Source organism: Pseudomonas trivialis, from assembly GCF_001439805.1.
Taxonomy (GTDB): Bacteria; Pseudomonadota; Gammaproteobacteria; order Pseudomonadales; family Pseudomonadaceae; genus Aquipseudomonas; species Aquipseudomonas trivialis.
Genome location: NZ_JYLK01000002.1, coordinates 91,443 through 113,475, shown reverse-complemented (window position 1 = coordinate 113,475; position 22,033 = coordinate 91,443). Strand labels below are relative to the sequence as shown.

General features: G+C 61.7%; 16 protein-coding genes. 1 reads left to right on the top strand and 15 read right to left on the bottom strand.

Going from position 1 to position 22,033, the window contains the following annotated elements; all coding sequences use genetic code 11:
- Positions 1-40: 40 nt before the first annotated feature.
- From TU79_RS03880 to TU79_RS03860, 5 genes are all read right to left on the bottom strand, one after another.
- Positions 41-1,171, bottom strand: coding sequence for an ABC transporter permease (locus TU79_RS03880; protein ID WP_057006810.1), 1,131 nt, complete (start codon positions 1,169-1,171; stop codon positions 41-43).
- Positions 1,171-2,586, bottom strand: coding sequence for an efflux transporter outer membrane subunit (locus tag TU79_RS03875; protein WP_057006809.1), 1,416 nt, complete (start codon positions 2,584-2,586; stop codon positions 1,171-1,173). Before TU79_RS03875 ends, TU79_RS03880 begins: the two co-directional genes overlap by 1 nt.
- A 191-nt stretch (positions 2,587-2,777) precedes the next feature.
- Positions 2,778-3,179 carry a hypothetical protein gene (locus TU79_RS03870; protein ID WP_057006808.1) on the bottom strand — a complete coding sequence of 134 codons (402 nt, stop codon included), beginning with the start codon at positions 3,177-3,179 and terminating at the stop codon, positions 2,778-2,780.
- A complete protein-coding gene (locus tag TU79_RS03865) occupies positions 3,180-3,992 on the bottom strand; it encodes an SDR family oxidoreductase (RefSeq protein WP_057006807.1) in 813 nt (270 codons plus the stop codon).
- 14 nt (positions 3,993-4,006) lie between these two features.
- Positions 4,007-4,471, bottom strand: a complete 465-nt coding sequence (locus TU79_RS03860; protein ID WP_057006806.1) for a hypothetical protein — start codon at positions 4,469-4,471, stop codon at positions 4,007-4,009.
- Positions 4,472-4,797: 326 nt separating this feature from the next.
- Between TU79_RS03860 and TU79_RS03855 the strand changes: the two genes are divergently transcribed.
- The gene (locus tag TU79_RS03855) at positions 4,798-8,454 is read left to right on the top strand and encodes a dermonecrotic toxin domain-containing protein (RefSeq protein ID WP_175437650.1); all 3,657 of its coding nucleotides are present in this window, start codon (positions 4,798-4,800) and stop codon (positions 8,452-8,454) included.
- Positions 8,455-8,562: 108 nt separating this feature from the next.
- On the opposite strand, the gene TU79_RS03850 is transcribed toward TU79_RS03855, so the two are convergent.
- From TU79_RS03850 to TU79_RS03805, 10 genes are all read right to left on the bottom strand, one after another.
- Positions 8,563-10,014 (bottom strand): mannose-1-phosphate guanylyltransferase/mannose-6-phosphate isomerase, encoded by a 1,452-nt coding sequence (locus TU79_RS03850; protein WP_057006804.1) that lies wholly within the window; start codon positions 10,012-10,014, stop codon positions 8,563-8,565.
- Positions 10,015-10,063: 49 nt separating this feature from the next.
- The gene (locus TU79_RS03845) at positions 10,064-10,720 is read right to left on the bottom strand and encodes an alginate O-acetyltransferase AlgF (RefSeq protein ID WP_057006803.1); all 657 of its coding nucleotides are present in this window, start codon (positions 10,718-10,720) and stop codon (positions 10,064-10,066) included.
- A 16-nt stretch (positions 10,721-10,736) separates the two neighbouring features.
- Entirely contained in the window at positions 10,737-11,915 is a 1,179-nt protein-coding gene (locus TU79_RS03840) for an alginate O-acetyltransferase (RefSeq protein ID WP_057006802.1), read from the bottom strand.
- Between the two features lie 11 nt (positions 11,916-11,926).
- Positions 11,927-13,459, bottom strand: a complete 1,533-nt coding sequence (locus TU79_RS03835; protein ID WP_015371217.1) for an MBOAT family O-acyltransferase — start codon at positions 13,457-13,459, stop codon at positions 11,927-11,929.
- A gap of 230 nt (positions 13,460-13,689) precedes the next feature.
- Complete coding sequence (locus TU79_RS03830; RefSeq protein WP_057006801.1) at positions 13,690-14,799, bottom strand: mannuronate-specific alginate lyase; 1,110 nt, start codon at positions 14,797-14,799, stop codon at positions 13,690-13,692.
- Positions 14,800-14,807: 8 nt separating this feature from the next.
- Positions 14,808-16,256: an alginate O-acetyltransferase gene (locus tag TU79_RS03825; protein ID WP_057007056.1), complete on the bottom strand. Its 1,449-nt coding sequence runs from the start codon at positions 16,254-16,256 to the stop codon at positions 14,808-14,810.
- 11 nt (positions 16,257-16,267) lie between these two features.
- Positions 16,268-17,836: a mannuronan 5-epimerase AlgG gene (gene algG, locus TU79_RS03820; RefSeq protein ID WP_057006800.1), complete on the bottom strand. Its 1,569-nt coding sequence runs from the start codon at positions 17,834-17,836 to the stop codon at positions 16,268-16,270.
- Positions 17,836-19,323 carry an alginate export family protein gene (locus TU79_RS03815; protein WP_057006799.1) on the bottom strand — a complete coding sequence of 496 codons (1,488 nt, stop codon included), beginning with the start codon at positions 19,321-19,323 and terminating at the stop codon, positions 17,836-17,838. The genes algG and TU79_RS03815 overlap by 1 nt, the downstream gene beginning before the upstream one ends.
- Positions 19,320-20,702, bottom strand: coding sequence for an alginate biosynthesis TPR repeat lipoprotein AlgK (gene algK, locus TU79_RS03810; protein WP_057006798.1), 1,383 nt, complete (start codon positions 20,700-20,702; stop codon positions 19,320-19,322). The genes TU79_RS03815 and algK overlap by 4 nt, the downstream gene beginning before the upstream one ends.
- A 131-nt stretch (positions 20,703-20,833) precedes the next feature.
- Complete coding sequence (locus TU79_RS03805) at positions 20,834-22,000, bottom strand: alginate biosynthesis protein Alg44 (protein WP_057006797.1); 1,167 nt, start codon at positions 21,998-22,000, stop codon at positions 20,834-20,836.
- Positions 22,001-22,033: the final 33 nt, after the last annotated feature.

Here is a 22,033-nt window from a genome sequence, read left to right as displayed (position 1 = left end):
GGTGAAGGGTGCTGCCGAGGTCATGACGCGCATGGGCGGTTCATCTCAAAAGGCTCGCCGGGTCGGCGTGACGCAGGGTGCGGATGGCCGCCAGGCCTGAGACCAGGGCCAGGGTCATGCTCAGCAGCAGGCATGCCAGCGCGGCAATGGGCGAGAGTTGCAGTGGCACGTTGTAGTAGCCGGCCAGTACGAAGAACAGCCCGGCCAGCAGCGAACTGCCGAGCAGGCCCAGGGCCCCGACCCAGAACGCCTGTTCCATCACCACTTTGCGCAGGGCCGTGACGCCGACGCCGAGGGCGTTCAAGGTGGCGTATTCGCGGATTGAACCGACGACCGCCGCCACCAGCGTCTGGCTGGTGATCACGGCGCCCACCAGAAACACGATGGCGGCGAGAAACAGCACGCCGGCCCCGGCGCCCGTGTCGAACATCCAGTACAACTGCGAGCGCTGGGCGAACTGTTGTGCCGTCCACACTGCGTAGCTGCCGAACGCGGCGCCGTCGCCCAGGCGGGCGGCAACCGCTTCGGCCTGGGCGGGGTCGCGCACCTTGGCCACCAGGTAGGTAATGCGGTCTGCGGGCGCGGTGGTGTCGAGTTGTCGCGCGGTGGTCAGCGACGCCAGTACGTTCACCCCGCCCAGCGCCCGCAGGCCGCTGGTGATGCCGACCACGCGCACGCGATGGCCGTTGATGGTTGCGGCGTCCCCCAGGTTGACGCCCAGGCTGTCGAGGTCGGCGCGGTCGATGATCACGGCGCCGGGTTCGTCCAGGCGTGCGCGCAGATCGGTCGATAGCACGCGTTCAAACATCAGGCCTTGCGGGCCCGCGTCGATACCCGACACAAACACCGACACGCCGCCGGTGTCCCGTGCGCCGCGCCAATCGGCGTCGACCCAGCGAAACGGTTCCACCCGCACCACATCGGCGTCCATGCGCAAGCGCATCTCCACGCCGGCATCGATGGGCCTGCCGAGGTTGACGCTCTGGGTGCCGGGGTAGCCAACCCACAGGTCGGCCGTGGAGCCGGTGATATACACGCTGGCGCTGCCAAAGATGCCCAGCACGAGCGCGGCCTGCAGCAATTGCAGCAACCCGGCGAAGCCCACGGCAATGATTGCCGGCAGGAAGCGGCGCCATTCATGGATCAGGGTCAGGCGGGCGAGCGCGACCATCAGTCCGCTTCCTTGATTGCGCCTGCCGGCAACGGCGCGCCACCAAGCGCCTTGTACAGCGCGATGTAGGCGATACCCCGTTCAGTGCTGGCAGCGTCGGCCTGTTGCAGGGCCTGCTGCGCCTGCACCTCGGCGCCCGCCAGCGCCAGCGTGCTCATTAACCCCAGCTGCGCGCGCTGTCGCAAGGCGTGCAGGCGTGCTTGCGTTGCTGCCTGTGCCTGGCGGGATGCCTGTTCACGCAGCCGTGTCTGTTCCAGGTCCCCCAGCGCCATTTCCACCTGGGTGACGCCTTGCAGGACGGCCTGGCGATAATCCAGCAGGGCGGCCTGCAGCAGGTGGTCGCTGGCGCGAGCGGCGCTGGCGCGTTGGCCCCAGTCGAACAACGGAATGCTGATGCCCGGTCCTGCCGAGAAAATGCCGTTGCCGCTGGGCGTGCGTTTGCGGTTGCTGGCGATGTTCACCGACCACTGCAACGAGGCGCCCAGGCTCAGGCGTGGGTACATGTCGGCGCGGCTCATGCCCAGCTCCCCGGCGGCGACCAGCACCTGTGCCTCGGCGCCAGCGATGTCCGGGCGCGTGCGCAACAGGTCCGCCGGCAGGTTGTCGAGTTGCCAGGAGCCAAGGGTGGGCGGCGGTCGCGGTTGCAGCCAGCGCGCGTCCGGTTCGGGTTGGCCCGCCAGCAGCGCCAACTGCTGCGCATGGCGGTTGATCAACTGACGCGGCGCGCTCAGGCTCATCTCGGCCTGGGCCAGTTCCACTTCAGCGGCGGCCACTTCGGCGGGCGAGGCCAGGGCCAAGTGCTCGCGCACGCGCAGCAGCGTCAGTTTTTCCCGCTGGGTGTCGCGCTGGCGGGTCAGGCTGAGCTGCGCCTGTTGCGCCGAACGCAGCTCCAGCCACTGCCGCGTGAGCTCGGCCACCAGTGACACTTGCACGCTGCGCACATCGGCCTGCACCAGCGCTTCATGACCCTGGGCCAGGCGCGCGGCACTCTGCCGGGCACCGAACAGGGGCAACTCCCACTGCGCATCGAAGCCGATCAGAAAGTACGAGGTGCTGGTGTCGGGGCTGATCGCATCGTGGGTTTTCACGCCCAGCGACGGCAGGTACGGCGCCTGCGCGCTACGGCTGAGCACGCGGGTGGCCCGCAACCGCTCGATGGCCGCCCCCACCTCCAGATTGTGGTGCAGGGCACGCGCCACCAGGGCATCGAGTTCGGGGTCATTGAAGGCGTGCCACCACTGATTCAAATCGGGCTTTTGCGCCGCCAGGGCGGGCGGTGTGTTGCGCCAGGCCTGCGGCGTGGACGGTTTCAAGGCAGGCAATGGGGCGACCGAGCAGCCGGCGATCAACACCAGGGACAGGGTGCACAGCGTGCGGCACGAACGCGATCTGCTGAAAAGCTTGATAGGGGTCACCCAAGGGCGTGATGGGATCGAGGCGGACTACGATCAACGACAAACGCGAGAGGGGTCTGAGGATGCTGAGTCTGGATTCAGGACGCGACTGTACCCATAGCGCCCGTTCAGTTCTGTAGCGAAATTGTATTGCGGCGAAATGAGCGGGCTGGCGACCGCGCGCGCGGGCCAGCCTTGGGGGAATGGGCCGATCAGGCCTGGCAGTAGGTCTCGTGCAAATGGCGCCACAGCAGGGCGCCGCTGGCCAGCTTCTCGAACACCACCGTGGCCCGGCGGTCCGTCTGGGTGCCGCTGTCATCGACCTGATGCTCGCGGTAACTGACGATGGCCCCGCGCGCGTGCCGATCAATGCCGGTCAGCTCGCTCAAGGTAATCTTCAACCCCGGGCGCTGCCCGCCGAGCCGCGTAAACAGATAATTGACCCCGGCCGCATTCATGCGCGTACCGGTGGACGGCGCAATCATGGTGAACTCCGGCGAAAAGCGCGCCAGTAAATGCTGCAGTGTGCCTTCCGGTGCCACACCGGCGAACCATTGTTCGATCTCGATGTGGGTCTGGATCACTTCTTCGAAAAAGTCGCTGTAGTCGATCATTTATAAACTCCCATTCAAGCCAAAGCGTTTCTTCAATGCTTTTTCCAATAAGCCCTTGGGCAACAACGCCGCCATCAACGGCAACACCCGACTGCCATTGCCCGAGCGCAGCAGGCGCGGGGGCTGTTGCTGTTGCGCGGCCTTGAGCACATGCGCCGCGAATACGCTGGCGGGTGTCGGCTTGTTCTGTGAGGCCTGGGTGCGGGCGCGGATGCTTTCGCGCAGGGGCCACCAGGGTGATTGTTCGTTGATCAACTGTTCGGCCTGGGCGCCGGCGTTTTTCGCAAATTGGGTATTGATCGCGCCGGGTTGCACTTCCATCACGCGGATGCCGAACGGCGCCAGTTCCATGCGCAAGGCGTCGCTCAGGGCGTGCACGGCGGCTTTGGAGGCGCAGTAGGCACCGGCAAACGGGGTGACCAGCACACCGGAGACGCTGCCGATGTTCACCACCAGGCCCTTGCTGCGCCGCAGGGCCGGGAACAGCGCCTGGGTCACGCCGACAACGGAAAACACATTGGTCTCGAACTGGCGCTGCATGGCCTCGGTGCCGCCGTCGAGCAGCGGCCCCATGCCGCCGTAGCCGGCGTTGTTGACCAGCACATCCAGCTCGCCCAGTTGCTCGGCCAGGTGCTGCAGGGCGGCGCTGTCGTTGACGTCCAGCTGCACGGCCCGCAAGCCTGCGGCGGCGAGGGCGGCGACATCGTCCGCGCGGCGGGCGCTGGCCCACACGTCGAAGCCTGCGCTTTTAAACGTGTCGGCCAGGGCGCGGCCGATGCCGCTGGAGCAGCCGGTGATGAGTACGTTGGGCATGGGTCAATCCTTTGTCAGTCCGAGAAACTGCCTTGCAGGTGCTCGGCACGAAATTCCAGGGTTTGCGCGCGGTAACCGGGGCGCAGCGGCGGGGTGGGCAGGCAGTCGTCCCAGGTGGCGCCGGCCTGCAGTTCGCCGGGGCCGCGATAGCGCGGAGCGGCGTAGACGTTGTCGGCCAGGTTCACGCTGTCGCCCGGTGCGTAGGCGGCGACGCGCCAGCGCAGTTCGATGAGGGGTACGTCGTTGCCGTTGTTCAGGGTCAGTTTCAGTGGGCGGTCGGCGGGGCATTCCTGGGGTGCGTAGACAATGCGCAGTTCAAGGCGCGCCAGTTGCGAGGCTTCGCGGTTGTCCAGCCACACCACCCACACCGCGACCAGACCCAGGCCTGCGGCGGCGGCCAGGGACACCGGCAAGGCTTTGGCCGGGTAGCGCAGCAGCAGGATCAGCCAGGTGATGATCAGGAGAACGCCGAAGAACATGGGGGGCAATCTCATCGATAGATGAACCATTCTACTCGTCCACAGCCACGCTTGACTATGCGCACGTCCGGGGCGGGGGGGGCCTGTATGGGCTTTACGCAAAGCCGGTCTTCACTGGTCACCTGCGGGGACCGCTGGAGGTTGCCCACAGTACCAGAGCAACTGGTCTTACATTCACGAGGAACCGCCAGGTATTGAACAGCCACTTAGCCGGTGATCTACAGGGAGCGTAGTGACACACTCACTTCACTCAGCAGGACTATTTTTATATGTTGGGATCGGCTCGAAACTCACTTCGCCTCGACCATGCGCAAGCTCACAATCCCTTGAACAAAACCGATGTTGGAGCCGCCGGCGCTGATGACAGCTTGAAAAATACCGCGCCTTCTTCACCTGTTTTGACTTACGCACCAACCGGTATTCCTCTACCCACCTCGCTCGGAATATCACCGGTTTGGGTGGAATACCCTGAGCTGGTCGCTCACTTCAAGGTCAGCGATCAGGAGGCATTTAATTCTCAACACCGCTCCCTTACCCGTGACATGCAACGTTTGCACAGTAAGCAACCAAGCTTTCAGAATTTCCTGAAGCAGGAACTGGCAAAAATGTTTGCGGATCAGCCGAACCTGAAGCCTGAAGATCTGGAATACAGGCATCGCATCTCACAGAGCGATGGCAGCATTCGAACGCTGGATTCGCGGCCGTTGCTGGAGGCGTTGAACCTGAAGATTGCGGCACTCCTGGCCAACCCTGGCCAAAAGGTCGAAAGCGACAGCGCTGTGCTTTCCGATGTATTTGATGGGAGTTACGATTTGGTGACCAAACTCTCGTTGGATGAGGTTGCCCAGCGTGTTGTCACGGAATTTCCAAAGGCTCTTCAGACATACTGGACAAATCCGCGCCCGACAAGGAGGAATCCCGCTGTTCTGTCAGCCCCTCAGGACGATTTGTTGACTCTGCACAAGCAGCAGTTGTCGACCCTTGCCGCCTTGCGTGCCAGCGATGGAACACTAAGCGCTGCGGGCAAGCAATTGCTCGACACCGCACTGCAATACCCAACGTTGGCCGAACGCGAAAATGCCTTCCCCAACGGTGCGCGCCCTGGTGTATACCCGCTTACCATTGATGACGGTACTGAGCGGGGTGCCTTGATGGCTGGATGCTTTCTCATCACCAAGACCGACGGTTCCCACTCTACGCCTCCCACTTGGACGAAGGGCCGGACCCTGCAACTGGATGATGCAAACGGGCCGGTTGTGTTGTGTACCCCCGGTGAAGGGATCGAAGAGTACGCTACTCCAGCTCAGGCACGCCAAGTGATTGCACAGCGCATTGATGCGGGTGGAATCAATGCTGATCTGTTGCGGCAAACCCTGCCATTGTCGTTGCAAAACAAGCCTGAGCCTCCATCTGGTGCAGACGTGATGTTCAGCGCTGAACCCCTGACGGGGGATGTGCTGGCGGAGGCAATCCCCTGGATGCTCAAGCGCCAGCAGGAAGAAATCAAAGCGGCCTTTGCCCGAGTATCGCAAGAACCGGAGTCGTTGAAGCGTATAGATGATGACGCTGACTGGTCGTATTTGCTCAGTGGGGAAAACGCGATGGCGGCGCGGGATGAAAAGCTGGTCGACAAGTTGGCGCCAGAGTGGCTGAAAAAGCTGAGCCCTGCGCAGGATGCCTTGTTTGATTTTCTGCATTACTCGGAGGAAAAAAGCAGGCGCGCGCTGGCTCCGCTGTTCGAAAAAATCCCGTCCTTGGGCACTTTTTCCCGAGACAGGATGAACGAGGCCATCAAAAAGCTGTATCCCTCTGCACAGGTGGATGCTGACTCGCTACGGGTGCAGGTGAAGACAACGTCCGCTCTTCACAATGGCAAATTCAGTAGTCGTTCTCATGCGGCCAATATCAGCTACCGCGAAGTCACGCTGACGGATCTGGCGTTGAAAAACCCTAGCGAGTTTCCGGCCCTGCAGAGCGGTCTTTTTTCCCACACGACTTACAAGCTGCCGCTGAACGACATTCACGGTAATCCCGTCCTGGGCGACGGCGGTAAACCGGTGGTCCTGGAAGACCGGGTGCTCAGGGAGCTAGTGAATACTGTTGATGTGGGCGGTGCGTATACCGAAATGCTTAAGAAGGCATTGGTCACCGATGCCCCGTCGGGGTTAGCAGGCGAGCTGCGCAAAGCATGGAAAACCAGTTTGAGCGACAGCCTGAATAAAGAGGCTTTTATCTCAGCACTCAACCCCGACGCCTATCAGGCACAAGCCACCCAGGACACCCGCAGCAAACGGGGGGCGCAGTGGGTCGCGGCAGTTCTTGATTATCCTGATCAGGCTGACCGCCCTGAAGTTGATGCAAAAAAAATTGTCGCCAATACCCTTGTTCATCGTGGTTTGCCGGTTGAGGGTATCATGGTCATTGGCAATGACACCGACGCTCAGAAGGTGCTGTGCACGCCGGACGCACCCGATGGTGTGATTTTTCGCGAAGTGGCGGATATGAATGCTCTGAATGCCCTGGTGGAGAAGAAAGAGTGGAAGCTGTACATCGCGAGCAGACAAACACCGGTTGGTAAAGATGATGTGGCTCAGGCCGTCTCGGCGCTTAAGAAAAACTCGTTCGATGTGGCTAAGAGCCCATTGCGCTATATTGATTCGCTCATCAACTTGTTAAAGTTGACGCAAACTCCCGCCACACTTATGCCGATAGAAGGCAACTTTCAGGATGAGCTGTACAAGCAGAAAGTCGGGTTTTTTATCGATCAAGCGGACCACCAATCCGTCAGTAGCGCAGAAGTCGCGGCTCAATCGCAAACCAATAAAGTCCAGTTTGGCATTGAGGTGGCTTCGATCTTTTGGGACTTGTTGCCGGTTGTCGGCAGAGGCGCGTCCATGGGGATTCGCTTAGGCAAGGCAGGCATGACGGTGTTGCGCGCCAGCACCCGAGTTCTGCCACGGCTGATCAAAAGTCCAGGCGTGGCACGTGTCATTTATTCGAATTTTACCTTGGCCGCGTCGGGTATTCCTATCGTTCGTGCCGCGCCGTTGCGACCCTTATTCAGCAATGCCGTCCCACCGGCCACGTCAGCCATCGTCCGCGCGTCAACACCTGCGGCCGGCACGAGCCAAAACCTTAACCTGAGCGTCTTCGCGGTGCCGGATAATGTCATTAGCGGCCGGCCTTTGCGGCCCGACGGGACCTACAACGTCGGCGAAAACTGGTATGTGCGCTTTACCGACGATAGCAAGGTCAGCAGGGTGTATCAGATTGATTCGGCCTTCCATGCACGGGACGGACGAGTTGCTGTCGTAGATCCCAATGCGTCCGTGAACACGCCAAAACTCTTTAGAGTACAAGCGTTTCTGGAAAGCGCCGGTGGGGGGCAGTGGCGAGTGAGCCGGTTGCCGGGTGGGGCGCCAAACACCACGGTGTCTGCACAACGAACCAAACGGCCTGTGCACCAGGGCAGTTCTACAAGCCCCGCTGGCAGCAGTAGCGGGATCATTGGTCAACCGGCCTATAAGCGACCCAAAATACCCGAAAGCTTTCCGGGTGAAAAAGCGCTGATGGAACCGCCCGTAAAAGGCAAAAACGTTTTTTATCACTACACGGGCGCCAAGCCGCATGCTGCGATCACGGCCGATCGAAGTCTTTCGCCTTCAAGTTCGGACTTGAGTGGTCGCCCTCTGCCCGGCAAGCGAGGCAGGCATTATTTTACCGATCTGGCACCAGGGGATATGCCGACCCGGCAGATTTCCGAAACCATCTTCGGCAAGCGCAAGTATGGCAATGCGTTAGATAAAATGACGCACTACTATGAGGTCAATACCTCGGGGTTGAATGTCATAAAAAGCACCGATAATCCGCATATCTTCTATGTGGATGTACCGTTTTCAATTCCATTGAAGTACCGCGGCGGTCCTGCTGGCGAGTTAGTCGATCGCGTCATTTCTCATGGGAAAACACCGCTTATAGTGTAAATGCAGGGCGACCGGTTTCACCTGGACCCCCAATGCAAAAAGCCCCCACCCAAGCCACTGCGGATAGGGGACGCAATGGGTTGGGTGAGGGCTTCCTGTACGACCGTGTTACTGCGCGATAGTTTTCACCGACACGCCACGTTCCAGCGGCGTCGAGCGGCCGTAGATGTCTTCGAAGCGCTCGATGTCGTCTTCGCCCAGGTAGCTGCCCGATTGCACTTCGATGATCTCCAGCGGGATCTTGCCCGGGTTGCGCAGGCGGTGCACCGAGGCGATCGGGATGTAGGTGGACTGGTTCTCGCAGAGCAGGAACACGTTCTCGTCACAGGTGACTTCGGCGGTGCCGCTCACCACGATCCAGTGTTCGGCGCGGTGGTGGTGCATCTGCAGCGACAGGCACGCGCCCGGCTTGACCGAGATGTGCTTGACCTGGAAGCGCCCGCCCATGTCCACCGAGTCGTAGGAACCCCACGGACGATAGACTTCGCAGTGGTTCTGGGTTTCGCTGCGACCCTGCTCGTTGAGGGTGTTGACCATCTGCTTGACGCCCTGGACCTTGTCCTTGTGGGCAATCATCATCGCGTCCTTGGTTTCCACCACGACGATATTGTCCAGGCCGATCACCGACACCAGCTTGCCGTTGCCGTGCACCATGCAGTTGCGGCTGTCCTGGATCACCACATCGCCTTTGCTCACGTTGCCGTTGGCGTCCTTTTCGTTGACCGCCCACAGCGAGGCCCAGCAGCCCACGTCGCTCCAGCCGGCACTCAGCGGCACCACGCAGGCGCGCTGGGTTTTTTCCATCACGGCGTAGTCGATGGAGTTGTCCGGGCAGCAGGCGAAGGTGGCTTCGTCGAAGGTCACGGTGTCGGCGGTCTGCTCGCTGCGCTCCAGGGTCAGCAGGCAGGTGTCGTAGATGTCCGGATCGTGCTTTTTAAGCTCTTCGAGGAAGCGGCTGGCGCGGAACAGGAACATGCCGCTGTTCCAGAAGTAGCCGCCGCTTTTGACGAACTCGACGGCGCGCTTCTCATTGGGTTTTTCCACGAACTGCTCGACGCGGCTGACGCCTTCGGGCAGCAGCGAATCGTTGGCGGACTTGATGTAGCCGTAGCCGGTTTCCGGACGGGTGGCCGGGACGCCGAACAGCACCATCTCGCCGCGCTCGGCGGCCACGGTGGCCAGGGCCAGGGCGCGTTGCAGAGCTTTCTGGTCGTCGATCACATGGTCGGCCGGCAGCACCAGCATCAGGTCGTCACGGCCTTCGTTGACCAGCATCATCGCGGTCAGCGCCACGGCGGGCGCGGTGTTGCGGCCGAAGGGTTCCATCAGGATGCGCTGGCACTCGAGCTTGCGGGCGCTCAACTGCTCGTTGACGATAAAACGGTGGTCCTTGTTGCACACCACAATCGGCGCGTCCATGCCTTCGAACACCAGGCGCTCCAGGGTTTGCTGGAACAGGGTGTGCTCACCGGTCAGGGCCAGGAACTGTTTTGGGAACTGTTTGCGCGAAAGCGGCCAAAGACGTGAGCCGCTGCCGCCGGAAAGGATTACTGGAATCATCGGTATTTCTCCTTGAATCGATTGAGTCAGAGTCAATTTCAAAAGCTGATCAGCGGGTCGATACCGGGCGTTTCACCCACACTGGCGACAGGCTCGAACCTGTGCCGGTGACATACAGCACCGCCGCTTCACCCCGTTCCAACGCAACCGGCTTCACATCGCCGACTTTCTTGTCACCGTCATACAACGCCAGGCTTACCTTCACCGGGTTGATTTCACGCTCGCCACGGCCCTTGGCGGCCACCGACTTGACCACATCGGTCTTGCCGTCGGCGGTTTTCAGGGTCAGGGCCTTGTCGCTGAGGTTCTGTACACGCACCAGCGCTTTCTGCTTGTTCTTGAACGGCGGCTCTTCGATCAGTTGCGGCTGGCCGCTGCCGCTGTTGACCAGGGTGTAGTAGTGATCGGCGGCCAGTTTGACCGGCACGGTCTGGCTGCCGACCTTGGCGCTGTAGTCACCACCGGGCATAAAGCTGAAGTCGCTGCTGGCCAGTGGCGCAACCTCACTGAGGTTGGTGTTGCCCACGGTGGCGCTGACTTCCTGGTTGCTGGCGTTGTAGATACGCACAAAGCTCGAGCCTTTTGGCGCGGTGGGGCCGTACAGGGCGGCGTCACCACCGGCGAAGGCGGACATCGATACGAAACTCAAGCCGGCAGCGATAGCCAGGGACTTGGTGAGATGGCGCGCAGTTGTAGTGAAAGTCATGTGAGTTACCTCTCTTTCAGTTTTGCGCCCGGTCGGGCGTCTCGGATTTTTTAAGGGTGTTGTTCGACGCCATGTTTTGCTGGCGCATACCGGCTTGTTTGAGCTGCGCAACCCAGTCAGGGTCGGCGTCGCCGATTTCGTTGTTCACAGGCAGATAACGTTCAGGAAACTCCCAGATCAGCACTTGCGGCGGGTTGTTCTTGAAGTCATCGCTTTTCAGGTAGCTGAGCATCGGCAAGATCGGGCCGTGGCCGTCTTCGGAGTAGTTGATGACGTCGCTGTGCAGGGCCTGCTTGAGCGCGCCGACGAAGTTCCAGTTGGGGTTGGCGCTGTAGCTGGTGCCCACCAGTGCCACCGGGGTTTCGCTGTCGGCAAACAGCGCGTCGTCGCCTTTGTCTTGCGCCAGGTGCGTCACGCGTTTTTGCAGCGGTTCCTTGGGCGGCATCAGGTTTTCGAACAGCGGGTCCAGGGGCAGGAACAGGCGCAGGTCACCTTTGTGCGGCTCGGTTTTTTCCGCCTCGGTGACAAAGCGCTGCGGCTCGCCGCTCAACGGCGTTTTCTCGGCGATGGTTTTGGCCAACTGCCTGGCCGCGATTTCCGCGCCGTCCGGGGTCCAGTGGGTGTCGGTGCGCAGGGACACTTGCGTGCCAGCCAGCTTGGCCTGTTGCAGCGGCCCCAGCAGGTCCGGCGCGACGATCTTGTCGGCGGCGACACGGGCGTGGAAGTCCTGGTACAGGTTGGCGTGGATGCTCGCCGGTTTCACCTCATCCAGGTGCTCCGGGTACAGGCGCACCTTGGCCGGCACAATCGCCATCACCAGCTGGATGCCACGGGCCTTGAGCTTCTGGCGCACGCCCTCGACCAGCGCGTAGTTGTCTTGCAGGTTCTGGTCCTGGTTGGCGATGGCGTTGAATTCCTCATCGCTGTACAGCCAGTGATCGCGACCCAGTACCACGCCGGTGCGGCCTTCGTTGAACAGCTTGTAGTCCAGCGCTGCCCACAGGTTGGTGCCCAGGCGTTTGATCGGGAACTCTTCGTCGTAATGGGTCTCGACGGCCTTGGTCCAGCGACCGTTGAGCACGGTCGCGTCGGCGTTGGTGCTGAAGCCCATGAAGCTGCGCAGCGACCAGGCGCCCAGAGCCAGCAGCAACGCCAGGAACAGGCTGATATAGAGGACGCGTAATGAACGGGTCATGGTCGGCTCCCTCAGAATTGGAAGTAAAGGAACGGCGAGAAACTCTGCGCCGACAGTTTCAGAATCGATGCCACGAACAGCAGCAGCACCGCCGCGCGCATGGCGTAGCGTGGCCAGTCAGCGGTCCAGTAGGCCGGTTGCACAGCCGCATCGCGACCCACGCTGAAACCGGGCTGATGGATGCTGCCGGGGTTGTCGCCCGGTACGGCCTTGATCAGGCTCGGGTCGGCCGGTTTGGCTTTGTCCGCAGGACGGTTGGTGTAGAAGTCGCGCAGGCCGAAGAACGCCAGGGTTGCGTAGGCCACCACCAGGGTTGCCACTTGCAGTCCGGTGAGGCTGGAACGGTTGAGTTCCGACAGCGACCACTCGCCAAAGCTGAACATGGCGCCGTACATACGCCCGGCCACGTGCAGGTTTTCGGCGCGGAAGATCACCCAGCCCATCACCACCAGCAGGAAGGTGAAAGCCCAGCGCACCACGTTGAAGCTGCGCGGCGCGGTGTTCAGGCCGATGGCTTTTTCAATCGCCAGCCACATGCCGTGCCACGCGCCCCACACGATGTAGGTGATGTTCGCGCCGTGCCACAGGCCACCGAGCAGCATGGTCAGGAACAGGTTGCGGTAGGTGGTCAATGTGCCTTTGCGGTTGCCGCCCAGGGTGATGTAGAGGTAGTCACGCAGCCAGGTGGAGAGGCTGATGTGCCAGCGCCGCCAGAACTCGGTGATCGACTGGCTGATGTACGGCTGCTTGAAGTTTTCCATGAAGCGAAAACCCATCATCAAGCCCAGGCCGATGGCCATGTCGCTGTAGCCGGAGAAGTCGAAGTACAGCTGCGCGGTGTAGGCCAGCGCGCCGAGCCAGGCATCGCCCGTGGTGGGGTTTTGCAGGGCGAAGCAATGGTCGGCCACCACCGCGAGGGTGTCGGCAATGAATACCTTCTTGATGAAACCCTGCATGAACCGCGTGCAGCCCTCGGAGAATTTATCCAGGGTGTGCGTGCGGTTGTTGAACTGGTCGGCCAGGTCGCGAAAACGCAGCACGGGGCCGGCGATCAAGTGCGGGAAGATCGCCACGAATGCGGCAAAGTCGATGAGGTTGCGCGTGGCCGGGGTGTCGCCGCGATACACGTCGATGATGTAGCTGATGGACTCGAAGATGTAGAACGAGATGCCGATCGGCAGCAGTACATGGGTGAGGATGAACGGCTCCAGGCCCGCCGACTTCATCATCACGTTGATGCTGTCGACGCCGAAGTTGGCGTACTTGAAGTAGCCGAGAATGCACAGGTCGACGGCCACGCCCAGCAGCAGCCAGCGCTGGGCCGGCTTGGTACGCACACCGGCGGCACCGACCTTCAGGCCGATCCAGTAATTCCACAGCGTGACGGCGGCGAACAGCGCCAGGAAGTCCACTCGCCACCAGGCGTAGAACACATAGCTGGCAATCAGCAGCAGCAGGTTGCGATAGCGTTGCCCGCTCAAATAGTACAAGCCGAGAAAGATCGGCAAGAACAGAAACAGGAACACATTGGACGAGAAAACCATCCCGATCTCTCCATGTTTAACCAACAGTCAAGGGCCGCAGCCCCCCCCAAACCCCCCACGAAAAGACGGGGAGGGCGGTACAACATTCCTACTGACGAAACCGGCTCAAACTGTGGGAGGGGGCTTGCCCCCGATAGCGGTGTGTCATTCAACACAGAGGGCGACTGTTACACCGCCATCGGGAGCAAGCCCCCCTCCCACATTTGAATCCAGTTCAGTCAGTTAATTTTTCAGGAACCTTTGTTGCCTTTTTCATGCGCCGGGTCGTAGACCTTGGTCAGGTCACCCCCCAGGCGGAAGGTCTTGAACGGTTGCATGCCGTGCTTGCGCTCGATCACATCCGGGGCGCAGGTGTAGAGGGTGCAGAAGGGTTCGAGCCAGGCGAATTTCATGTCCTTTTTCAGGTCCTTCATGTCCTGCTCTTTGCCGTTCTTCTGTTCGAAGATTTCCGGGTCCTTGACCCCGGCCAGCACCTTGTCGCCCAGGCGCTTGAGCGCGCTGTTGTTTTCCTGGCGCAGGTCCACACCGTTCACCAGCGCGAAACTGGCGATCATCGACAGCGGCGGCAGGGCGTAGTTGTGGTACGACAGGGCGCGTTGCTGGCGCTTCAATTCATTGGGCAAAAAGCCCTGGTCGTCGACCTGGTTCACGCCGACCTTGTATTCCTTCACGGCCCAATCAAACAGGTCGCGACGGTTGGTGGCGACGGACGTGGCCATCACCGACCAGGCGGCCCAGTAGGAATGGTTGTTGGTTTTCTCCAGCGGCAGGTTGTCCCAGTCGCTCACCACCTGGTCGGCCAGCTTGTTGAACCAGGCTTCTATCAGCTGCGATTCCTGCTGGTGATTGGCCAGCGGGTGCGAGTCGGAGAACTTCAGGCGCACATAGGCCGAGGCCATGCTGCCCAGCGCCCATTTGCGCATGGACTTGCCGGTGTGGTTGAAGTCCTTGGACATCAAGGCGTCGGCCTTGGCCCACGACACCAGCCAGTTCAGCGTGCATTCAAGCTGCTGCGGGCGGCCGTCACGCATGAACTGCATCACGCGTTTGCTGGTGTCTTTTTCCAGCTTGGTGATGTCGGCGGTGCTGTCGCGAAAGGCTTTTTCCGACTGCAGGTTCAGCGTGGAACGTGCCTTGTCGGAGCCTTCGTACTTGCTGCGAAACTGCAGCGGCCCGGTGTAGGGCGCGGGCATGGTGTCGCAATTTTCCTTGAAGTCGCCGGTCTTGAACGCTTCGATGGGTGCGAAATAGCCCTGGGGCGGACGCAGCGGCGCGGCGGCGTTGGCGGCACCTGCGAAGATCGCCAGGCTGAGCAACGATGGAATCAATAATTTTTGCATAAGTAACCTCACTTCCCGAGTTGGGCGGTCTGCTGACCACCGCCTGGGAATACGTTGCGTGTGCAAATTTTCGCTTCGACTTTCTGCGCGGCAGCGCCCGCTTCGGGGCCCTGCACTTCCACGGCCAGCAAATTCTGCGAGGCCCAGTCTTCATCGGTGCGCAGTTCAAAGGCGAAACGCCCGTCTGTATCGGATGTTTCGGGTTTCTCGATCTTGATGTCCTCGTGGCGCCCGTTCATGTACCAGAGGGTGGCTTGCAAGGTTTTCACCGACGGATCGGCGAAGCGGATATCGACCTGGTGGTTCACGTTACGCAGGTCCTTGTTCGAACTGTTGACCATCAGTTCGTTCTTGCCGGGTTTGAGCGTGGTGCTGGCACTCATCTGCGCAGGCTTGCCTTCGCAGCCGTTGTCGAGCAGCGCCATCATCTGGCGGTAGATGGTTTCCTGGTCCAGGCGGTACAGCGGCGAGAATTCCCAGATAAGAATTTTCGGCGGGGTTTTCTGGAATTCTTCGCTGCCCAGGTACTGGATCATCGAGCCTTCCAGGCCGCCGCCGGGGAAGGCGACGTTGAGGATGTCGGCACCGATTTCCTGCTGCAGGAAGCCGGCGAAGTTGTAGTTCTTGCCGCTGTGGCTCGTGCCCACCAGGGTGATCTGCGGGTTGCCCGAATCGCTGAACAGGTCGCCGTCGCCCGCTTCGCCCTTGGGCTCGGTGGTGAACTGGTCCATGTACTGGATCGCGTAGCTGGTGCCGCACAGCTGGCCGGCCATGTTGTGCAGAGTGCCGGTCTTGCCCATGCGCCCGGAACGCTTGGTTTCGAATTCCTGGCGGGGAATATCGGCAAATTCGGGCAGTGAGCGCACCTTGGCGCCGACGATCTTCGCGGTGCGCTGGGCGCCGTACGGGGTCCAGTGCTGGTCGCCGCGGAAGTAGAAGTCGTGGGCCGGCAATTCATCCGGCAGTTGCTCGTTGGTCAATGGCGACAGGTCCGGCACCACAAAGCCCATTTTGGCGAAGCGGCCGAGCATGGTCTTGTAGTTGCCCAGTGCCTTGTCGAAATCGAACGAGGCTTTTTCCGCCGGGTTGAGCTTGTTGCGGTTCACCAGGCCACGGGTCGGCTGGTAGACCAGCACCAGTTCCACGCCCTTGGCCTTGAACGCATCGTGCAGTTGTTGCAGGCGCTTGTAGCCGGCGGGGCTGGTGTCGAATTCGGTGCGCAGGTCTTCCTGGGTACGGAACAGCCAGTCGCCCTGGGCTTGCACCAGAGTGGTGAAGTTCTGCTGGTAGCGCGTGGTGTAGTTCTTCGCGTCATGGGCGGCCGGGCACAGGCTGCAGCACGGTTCGGCGGTGAAGGTCGGCGCCTTCACTTCGTCGGCGCGCACGCCCTGGCTGGCCGCCAGCAGGCCGAGGGTCAGACCCGAAAGGCTCAGCAGTTTGATCATGTGTGGGTGCATAAGGGTCATCCTCAGTCCAGCATTTCGGTCTGGCGTTCGACAGGGTCGATCAGCACGGCTTTCTGCTGGCGCACCAGCAGGTCGAGAATTTCTTCCTGGCGCTCACCGAGAATCCCGGAGAAGCTGATGCCACTGGTTTTGGTCGGTGCCAGCATCGACACGCGGTACAGCTCGATGCTCAACGGTGAGTCGATCGACAGCGGTCCGCTGCCGTTACCGGCCAGTTCGCCGCCGACCACGATCAGCGAGACTTTGGCGTCGAACGGATCGAGGGCGATATCGCGGTCGGTGTCGGTCAGGTCCTTGATGTGGCCGTAGACGCCGGTCAGGCCGTTGGCCATCGAGGTGTTTTCGTACAGCTTGATGTTCACGCTGTTACGCACGCGAATGCCGTGACGACGGTTGCTGATCACCTTGTTGCCCCACAGCAGGTTGTCGCCGCTCTCATAGAGGGTGATGCCGTCGGTGTGGTTGCGGTAGATCTCGTTGTCGGCGATCAGGTTGTTCTGGCTGTTACGGTCGATCACCAGGCCCGAGAGCTTGTTGTCGTAGCTGCGGTTGTTGAAGATGAAGCTGTCGTTCACTTCCCGGGAAATGATGATGCCGTGCTTCTTCTTCGTGCCGTACACGGTGTTGTCCGCGATGATCAGGCCGTGGGACCGGTCGTGGGGGTCAATGCCGTAGACGATGTTGTCCTTGTAGGTATTGCCCTTGATCACAAAGCCTGTGGTCTCGTAGCAGTAGAAGCCATACCACATGTCCGAAAACTCGGAATCGATGATCCAGCCGGTCGGCTCAGGGCGCTTGAGCACCTTGGCCATGTTCGGCGTGTACTGGGAAATACTCACCCCGTACGACTTGCTGTTGGCGTAGCCGAAGCTGGCCATCTTGCTGTTGGCGATATAGGTCTGGGTGCCGCCCCAGGCCAGCAGGAACGGGCGGAACTCCTTGGGCGACTTGAACAGCGCCGGGCCGTTGGCTTTTTCATCCCAACCGGTGATCCGGGTGTCACGCACAAACAGCTGGCCGTCGTTGATCAGGAACGAACCGGCTTGCTGGGACAGGCGCAGCTCCTGGGTTTTGCTGTCGATTTCGAGGATGCCCTTGCGGCCCACCACGATTGGCAGCCTGGCCAGGAATACGCCCGGCGACGTTTCGCTCAAGTACTGTTTGGGCACTTTGGCCAACAGGTCCTTGAGGTTCATGTAGCCGTCGTCGACAAAGATCGCCTGGGGAATGCCGTGCTGGCGCACCACCCATTCGGCCATCTTGTTGTCACCGCCGATAAAGTCCTTGAGCGCGTCTTCCTGCATCATGCGACGGATGCTGACCTTGCCCGGCTTGCTGCGCACGATCTTCTTTTCCATCGCCGCCGCGGTGTAGCCCGAGAGGTCGGGCAGTGCCGGCTTGGCCATTTCCAGCGGCGCGGTGGGCGGGCTGGAAATGGTGTAGGTCTTGGCCTGTTGCAGTTCCTTGGCGATGGTCGGCGCCTTGGCCGCCGTGTCGGCAAAAGCCGTGGCGCTGGCCATCAGCATTGCCGCGACGAGTAGGCTTTGAGCATTCATTGCACAGGCTCCCATCAGAACTTCCAGATCACGTCGACAAAGGCGCGATGCATGTACGAGTCGACCTGGCTGCCATAGGCATCACCCGGCTTGAACACACCGGCACGAAAACGCACCAGCGCCGACGGCTCGTCAATCGACTGGCTGAGCGCGGCCGGCAGCAGGCCTTTCTTGAAGTGTTTGGTGACGACCAGGTCCATCTCCTGGCCCAGGTCTTTCTTGCCGTCTTCAAGCGGCAGCGAGGTGCTGGAGAGGATCGCGCCGGTCACGTCATCGGTGTTGTTCTGCACCGCGTCGATGCCGTTGCTGCCCACCGGCTTGTTGCCGTCCACGCGCCAGAACTTGTGGTACACCAGGCTGGCGTCGTAGTCCTCGCGCAGCTGCCAGGAACCGAACAGGCTCATGGACTGCATGTTGTTCATCTCGCCACGAAACGCTTCGCCGAAGCGGTGCACGCGGGACTGGGTGCCGGTCCAGTTCGAACGGTTGCTTTGCAGGCCGTTCTGCTCGTACTCGGCGCTGGCACGGGAGTACGCCGCGCCCACTTGCCACTGCGGGTCCAGGCGCAGACGCACGCCCAGGTCGGTGGCCCAGCCGCTGATGTTGTCGCTGCGCTTGGCGGTGGCAGGGCGGCTGCCGTCGGCGTTCAGGGCGTTGACCGTATCGCGGTCGCCTTTCATGCCGGTGACGCTGGCCCAGTAGTTGACGGTGTTGGTGTTGCGCCAGTTATAGGCGTCGCTGTTGGCTTCGATGCCGAGCCAGGTCAGGTCGCCGTTTTCGCGCTTGTCCAGCGAGTCGGTGGCCACGCCCGGTTCCGGGAAGTCGAGCTTGCCGTTGTCATGGGTGTGGTGGCCGCGCAGGCCGATCCACTGGCCCGGCGTCCACTGGTAGGCGGCGTCGGCGTAGAGGTGCTGGCGGTCCTTGTCGACCGGGGACAGTTCCTTGAGGTCGGTGCGGTATTCACTGAAGCGTTCGGCGGCGCCCACATTGGCCTTGAGCAGGGTGGTGTCGAAGGTCCAGTTCAGCGCTTCGATGTTGGTGTCGCGCCATTGGCCGTCATCATTGCGCAGGCGCTGGCGACCGAACTTGAGGAGCTCGCCGGGGTAGGGCGTGAAGCCGCCGTACGCCACCCAGAATTCGCGCATCGCCAAGTAATTCTTTTTGGTCTTGCGGTCGCTATTGCTGGTTTGCTGGTTCTCGTCATCGGCCGACTGTTGCAGGGTGTCGGTCTCGATGATGTCGCTGGAGGCCACGGCCTGGCCCATGGCGTAAGCGCTCCAGTTGCCGCTTTCACCGTAGATCCACGGGCGCAGGTCGATGCCGATACCGTTGACGTCGCCGCCTTTCTGGGTGCCCAGGTCGCGGTCGTCTTCGGACTGGCCGGTGACTTTGACTTCCAGGCCGAAGTTCTTCGCTTCGGTGAGCGCGGCCAGGGTCGGGCACGACCACAGCAGGGCGAAGGTCAGGCCGATACCGGCCTTGACGAATGGGTTGAGCTTCATAGGGATTCCTCGCCGTCGTCTTCTTCATCCAGGGCGTGCAATTGCAGCGTGCTCTGGGCCAGGGTGCCGCGCGCGGCCAGTTCCTGTTGCACCAGGCGTTGGCCTTCGGCGCGTTGCTCAGGCGTCAGCGGCGCTTCGAGCTGGGTGGCCAGCTCAACGGCTTCCGGGGTGTCCTGGGCCTTGGCCAGCTGGCTGAAGACATAAGCGTTCAATGGGTCGGGCTTGGTGCCCTTGCCTTGGGAAAACAGTTGGGCGATGGCGAAGTCGGCGCTGTTCTGGCCGTTGCGCGCAGCGGTCAGCAGGTGGTCCAGGGCCTTCTGCGGATAGACCTTGCCCAGGTAGCCACGGCGGTAGATCTGGCCGAGGTAGTAGTCGGCGGCGACTTCCCGGCCCACGGCTTTTTCGAAATGCGCTTCGGCGGCCTTGGCGTCTGCCGGCACCCACTTGCCTTCGTAGTAGAGCTTGCCCAGCAGCAGTTCGGCGCGCGGCTGGTCGGCGGCGCGGCCGTTGTCCAGGTACTGCATCATTTGGTCGACGTCGCCCAGTTCCGGGAAGTCGTAGAGCAGTTGCGCCAGGCTGACCCAGGAGGCCGGGTAGCCAGGGGCGATTTTTTCCAGCAAGGCCTGGGCGGTTTTTTCATCCGGGGTGCCGAGGGTGGCATCGCCAAGCACGCGGGCGACGCTGTCGACACGCTGCGCAGTGACGGTGCCACGGCTGTAGCCGGCTTCGAGCTGCTTGAGCAACTCGGCCTGTTTTTCCGGCGCGGCCTGTTTCTGGTACACGGTGGCCAGTTCGACGTAGCAGATGTCGGTGGTGTTGAGCGCGGCCTTGCAGATGCGCTCGACGTCAGCCAGGTGCTGGTCGTAGGTGTCCTGGGTGCGATACAGCAGCACCTGGGCCAGGCCGGCTTCCGGGTAACCGGCGGCTTGCCATTTTGTGATCTGTTGCTGCGCGCTCACGTTCGGGAAGCTGTGCGGGTATTGCAGGTACAGCATGGCCAGCGGGATCAGCGTGTTGCCTTCGCCATTGGCAAAGGCTTTTTTCAGCAGGCCTTCGGCTTCATGGTGCTCGGCTTCGGTGCTGCCCGGCTTGGCCACCAGCAGGCGGCCGAGGCGAGCCTGGGCGCGCGGCGACGTGTCGGCCGCCGCGCGGTAAGTGGCTTCGGCCTGTTTGATTTGCGCAGGATCGCGGGTGCCCACCTGAATATCGGCCAGGCCCACCTGGGCTTCGCTGTAACCGAGGTCAGCCAGTTGCTGGTAATTGTGCTGCGCGGTGGCGGTGTCGCCGCGCTTGAGGGCTTCGTTGGCCAGGCGTTGGTCGGGCAGGCCGGCACAACCGGCCAGGCTCACCGCAACCGCCAGCAACGCCACCGAACCCATGTGGGAGGGGGCTTGCCCCCGATGCAGGCGACTCGGTGAATCAGGCAAACCGCGCTGATCCCATCGCGAGCAAGCCCGCTCCCACAGCGATTGTGTTGTGCTTGAAATAGGCTTCACAGGCATGTCCTCGCTTACAGACCGTGAGCCATGGCTTTGTCGATCAGCCAGTTCAGCGACGGGCCACGGTCGCTGGTGACTTCCACCGGGCGGCCGGCGTAGGCGCTGTCCAGCGGTGCATCGGGCTTGATCTGCACGCGGATGTCGGAGGACAGGTCGGCGCTGTTCAGGCTGGTGCTGCTGACGATGGTGCCGGTGCGCACCTGTTCTTCATCGGCCACCTGGAACGTCACCGGGGTGCCGGGGCGTACGTCGCCGAACTGGCGGTAGGTGAAGCGCGCTTCCACGTTGGCCTGGGCGCCGCGTGGCACCAGTTGGAAGATCACATCGCCTTTGCTGGCGTATTGGCCGTCAGCGACCATTTGCCGGGCAACCACGCAATCGCACGGCGAGGTCAGGGTGCCGGTCATCTGCTTGCCGAACAGCTCTTCAACCTTGGCCGGTTGCAGCTGGTCTTCGTCCAGATGGCCCTTGAGGACGTCGAGCATGCTGGTGCTGAAGGTGGCCAGCGGTGCGCCTTTGGCGGCAATCGCGTCACCTTTGAGCAGGCTCTGCACGGTGCCGTCGCGCGGCATGGTCACGTTCATGCCGGGCACGCTGACCAGACCGGCCTGGGCGTGGCTGACGAAGTACATGCCATACACCGACTTGAAGACAAACCCGAATGCCGCCAGGCCGACGATGAAGATACCGGCGCTGAACACCACGGCGCGCAGGCGACCGAACGCGGTCATGCCGCTGCCGCCGTCCTTGACCTTGCGCGCCTTGGTGAAGTTGTCGCGCTGCAGCGTGGCGAGCACGTCGCCCATGGTCACGATGTCGCCGGACAGGTGCGAGGTGATCAGGTGGCGCAGCGTGGAAATATCCTGGGCGTCGAGGTTCTGGAACTGGCAACCGGTGCGGCCGGTCTGGCGGTCGTGGGAGCGGATCTGCAACTCCACATCCATCGCCAGGCCGAGGTTGTCGATCACAAATTGCAGGCGGCCCTTGTGCACTTCACCCACGGTCAACGGCTGGGTGGCGGTGAACGCCAGGCCGCCGGCGGACAGGTCGATCACCCGGGCTTCGGTCTGGGTACGGTCGGTGTTGAAAAAGCGCAGCTTGGCCGGGATTTTGACCCGGGCATGCTGGCGCTGGGCTTCGGATTCGTGGACAACGTTGGCGTTTACTTGGCTGTTCATCAGGGCAATTCCTTAAGTTAATTCAGGCTTGGC

Coding starts and splice junctions, on each gene's coding strand:
- TU79_RS03825 (WP_057007056.1), bottom strand. CDS start 16,256: ATGCACCCACACATGATCAAACTGCTGAGCCTTTCGGGTCTGACCCTC.
- algK (WP_057006798.1), bottom strand. CDS start 20,702: ATGGGTTCGGTGGCGTTGCTGGCGGTTGCGGTGAGCCTGGCCGGTTGT.
- TU79_RS03840 (WP_057006802.1), bottom strand. CDS start 11,915: ATGACCCGTTCATTACGCGTCCTCTATATCAGCCTGTTCCTGGCGTTG.
- TU79_RS03830 (WP_057006801.1), bottom strand. CDS start 14,799: ATGCAAAAATTATTGATTCCATCGTTGCTCAGCCTGGCGATCTTCGCA.
- TU79_RS03865 (WP_057006807.1), bottom strand. CDS start 3,992: ATGCCCAACGTACTCATCACCGGCTGCTCCAGCGGCATCGGCCGCGCC.
- TU79_RS03835 (WP_015371217.1), bottom strand. CDS start 13,459: ATGGTTTTCTCGTCCAATGTGTTCCTGTTTCTGTTCTTGCCGATCTTT.
- TU79_RS03870 (WP_057006808.1), bottom strand. CDS start 3,179: ATGATCGACTACAGCGACTTTTTCGAAGAAGTGATCCAGACCCACATC.
- TU79_RS03880 (WP_057006810.1), bottom strand. CDS start 1,171: ATGGTCGCGCTCGCCCGCCTGACCCTGATCCATGAATGGCGCCGCTTC.
- TU79_RS03860 (WP_057006806.1), bottom strand. CDS start 4,471: ATGTTCTTCGGCGTTCTCCTGATCATCACCTGGCTGATCCTGCTGCTG.
- TU79_RS03845 (WP_057006803.1), bottom strand. CDS start 10,720: ATGACTTTCACTACAACTGCGCGCCATCTCACCAAGTCCCTGGCTATC.
- TU79_RS03815 (WP_057006799.1), bottom strand. CDS start 19,323: ATGAAGCTCAACCCATTCGTCAAGGCCGGTATCGGCCTGACCTTCGCC.
- TU79_RS03850 (WP_057006804.1), bottom strand. CDS start 10,014: ATGATTCCAGTAATCCTTTCCGGCGGCAGCGGCTCACGTCTTTGGCCG.
- algG (WP_057006800.1), bottom strand. CDS start 17,836: ATGGGAGCCTGTGCAATGAATGCTCAAAGCCTACTCGTCGCGGCAATG.
- TU79_RS03805 (WP_057006797.1), bottom strand. CDS start 22,000: ATGAACAGCCAAGTAAACGCCAACGTTGTCCACGAATCCGAAGCCCAG.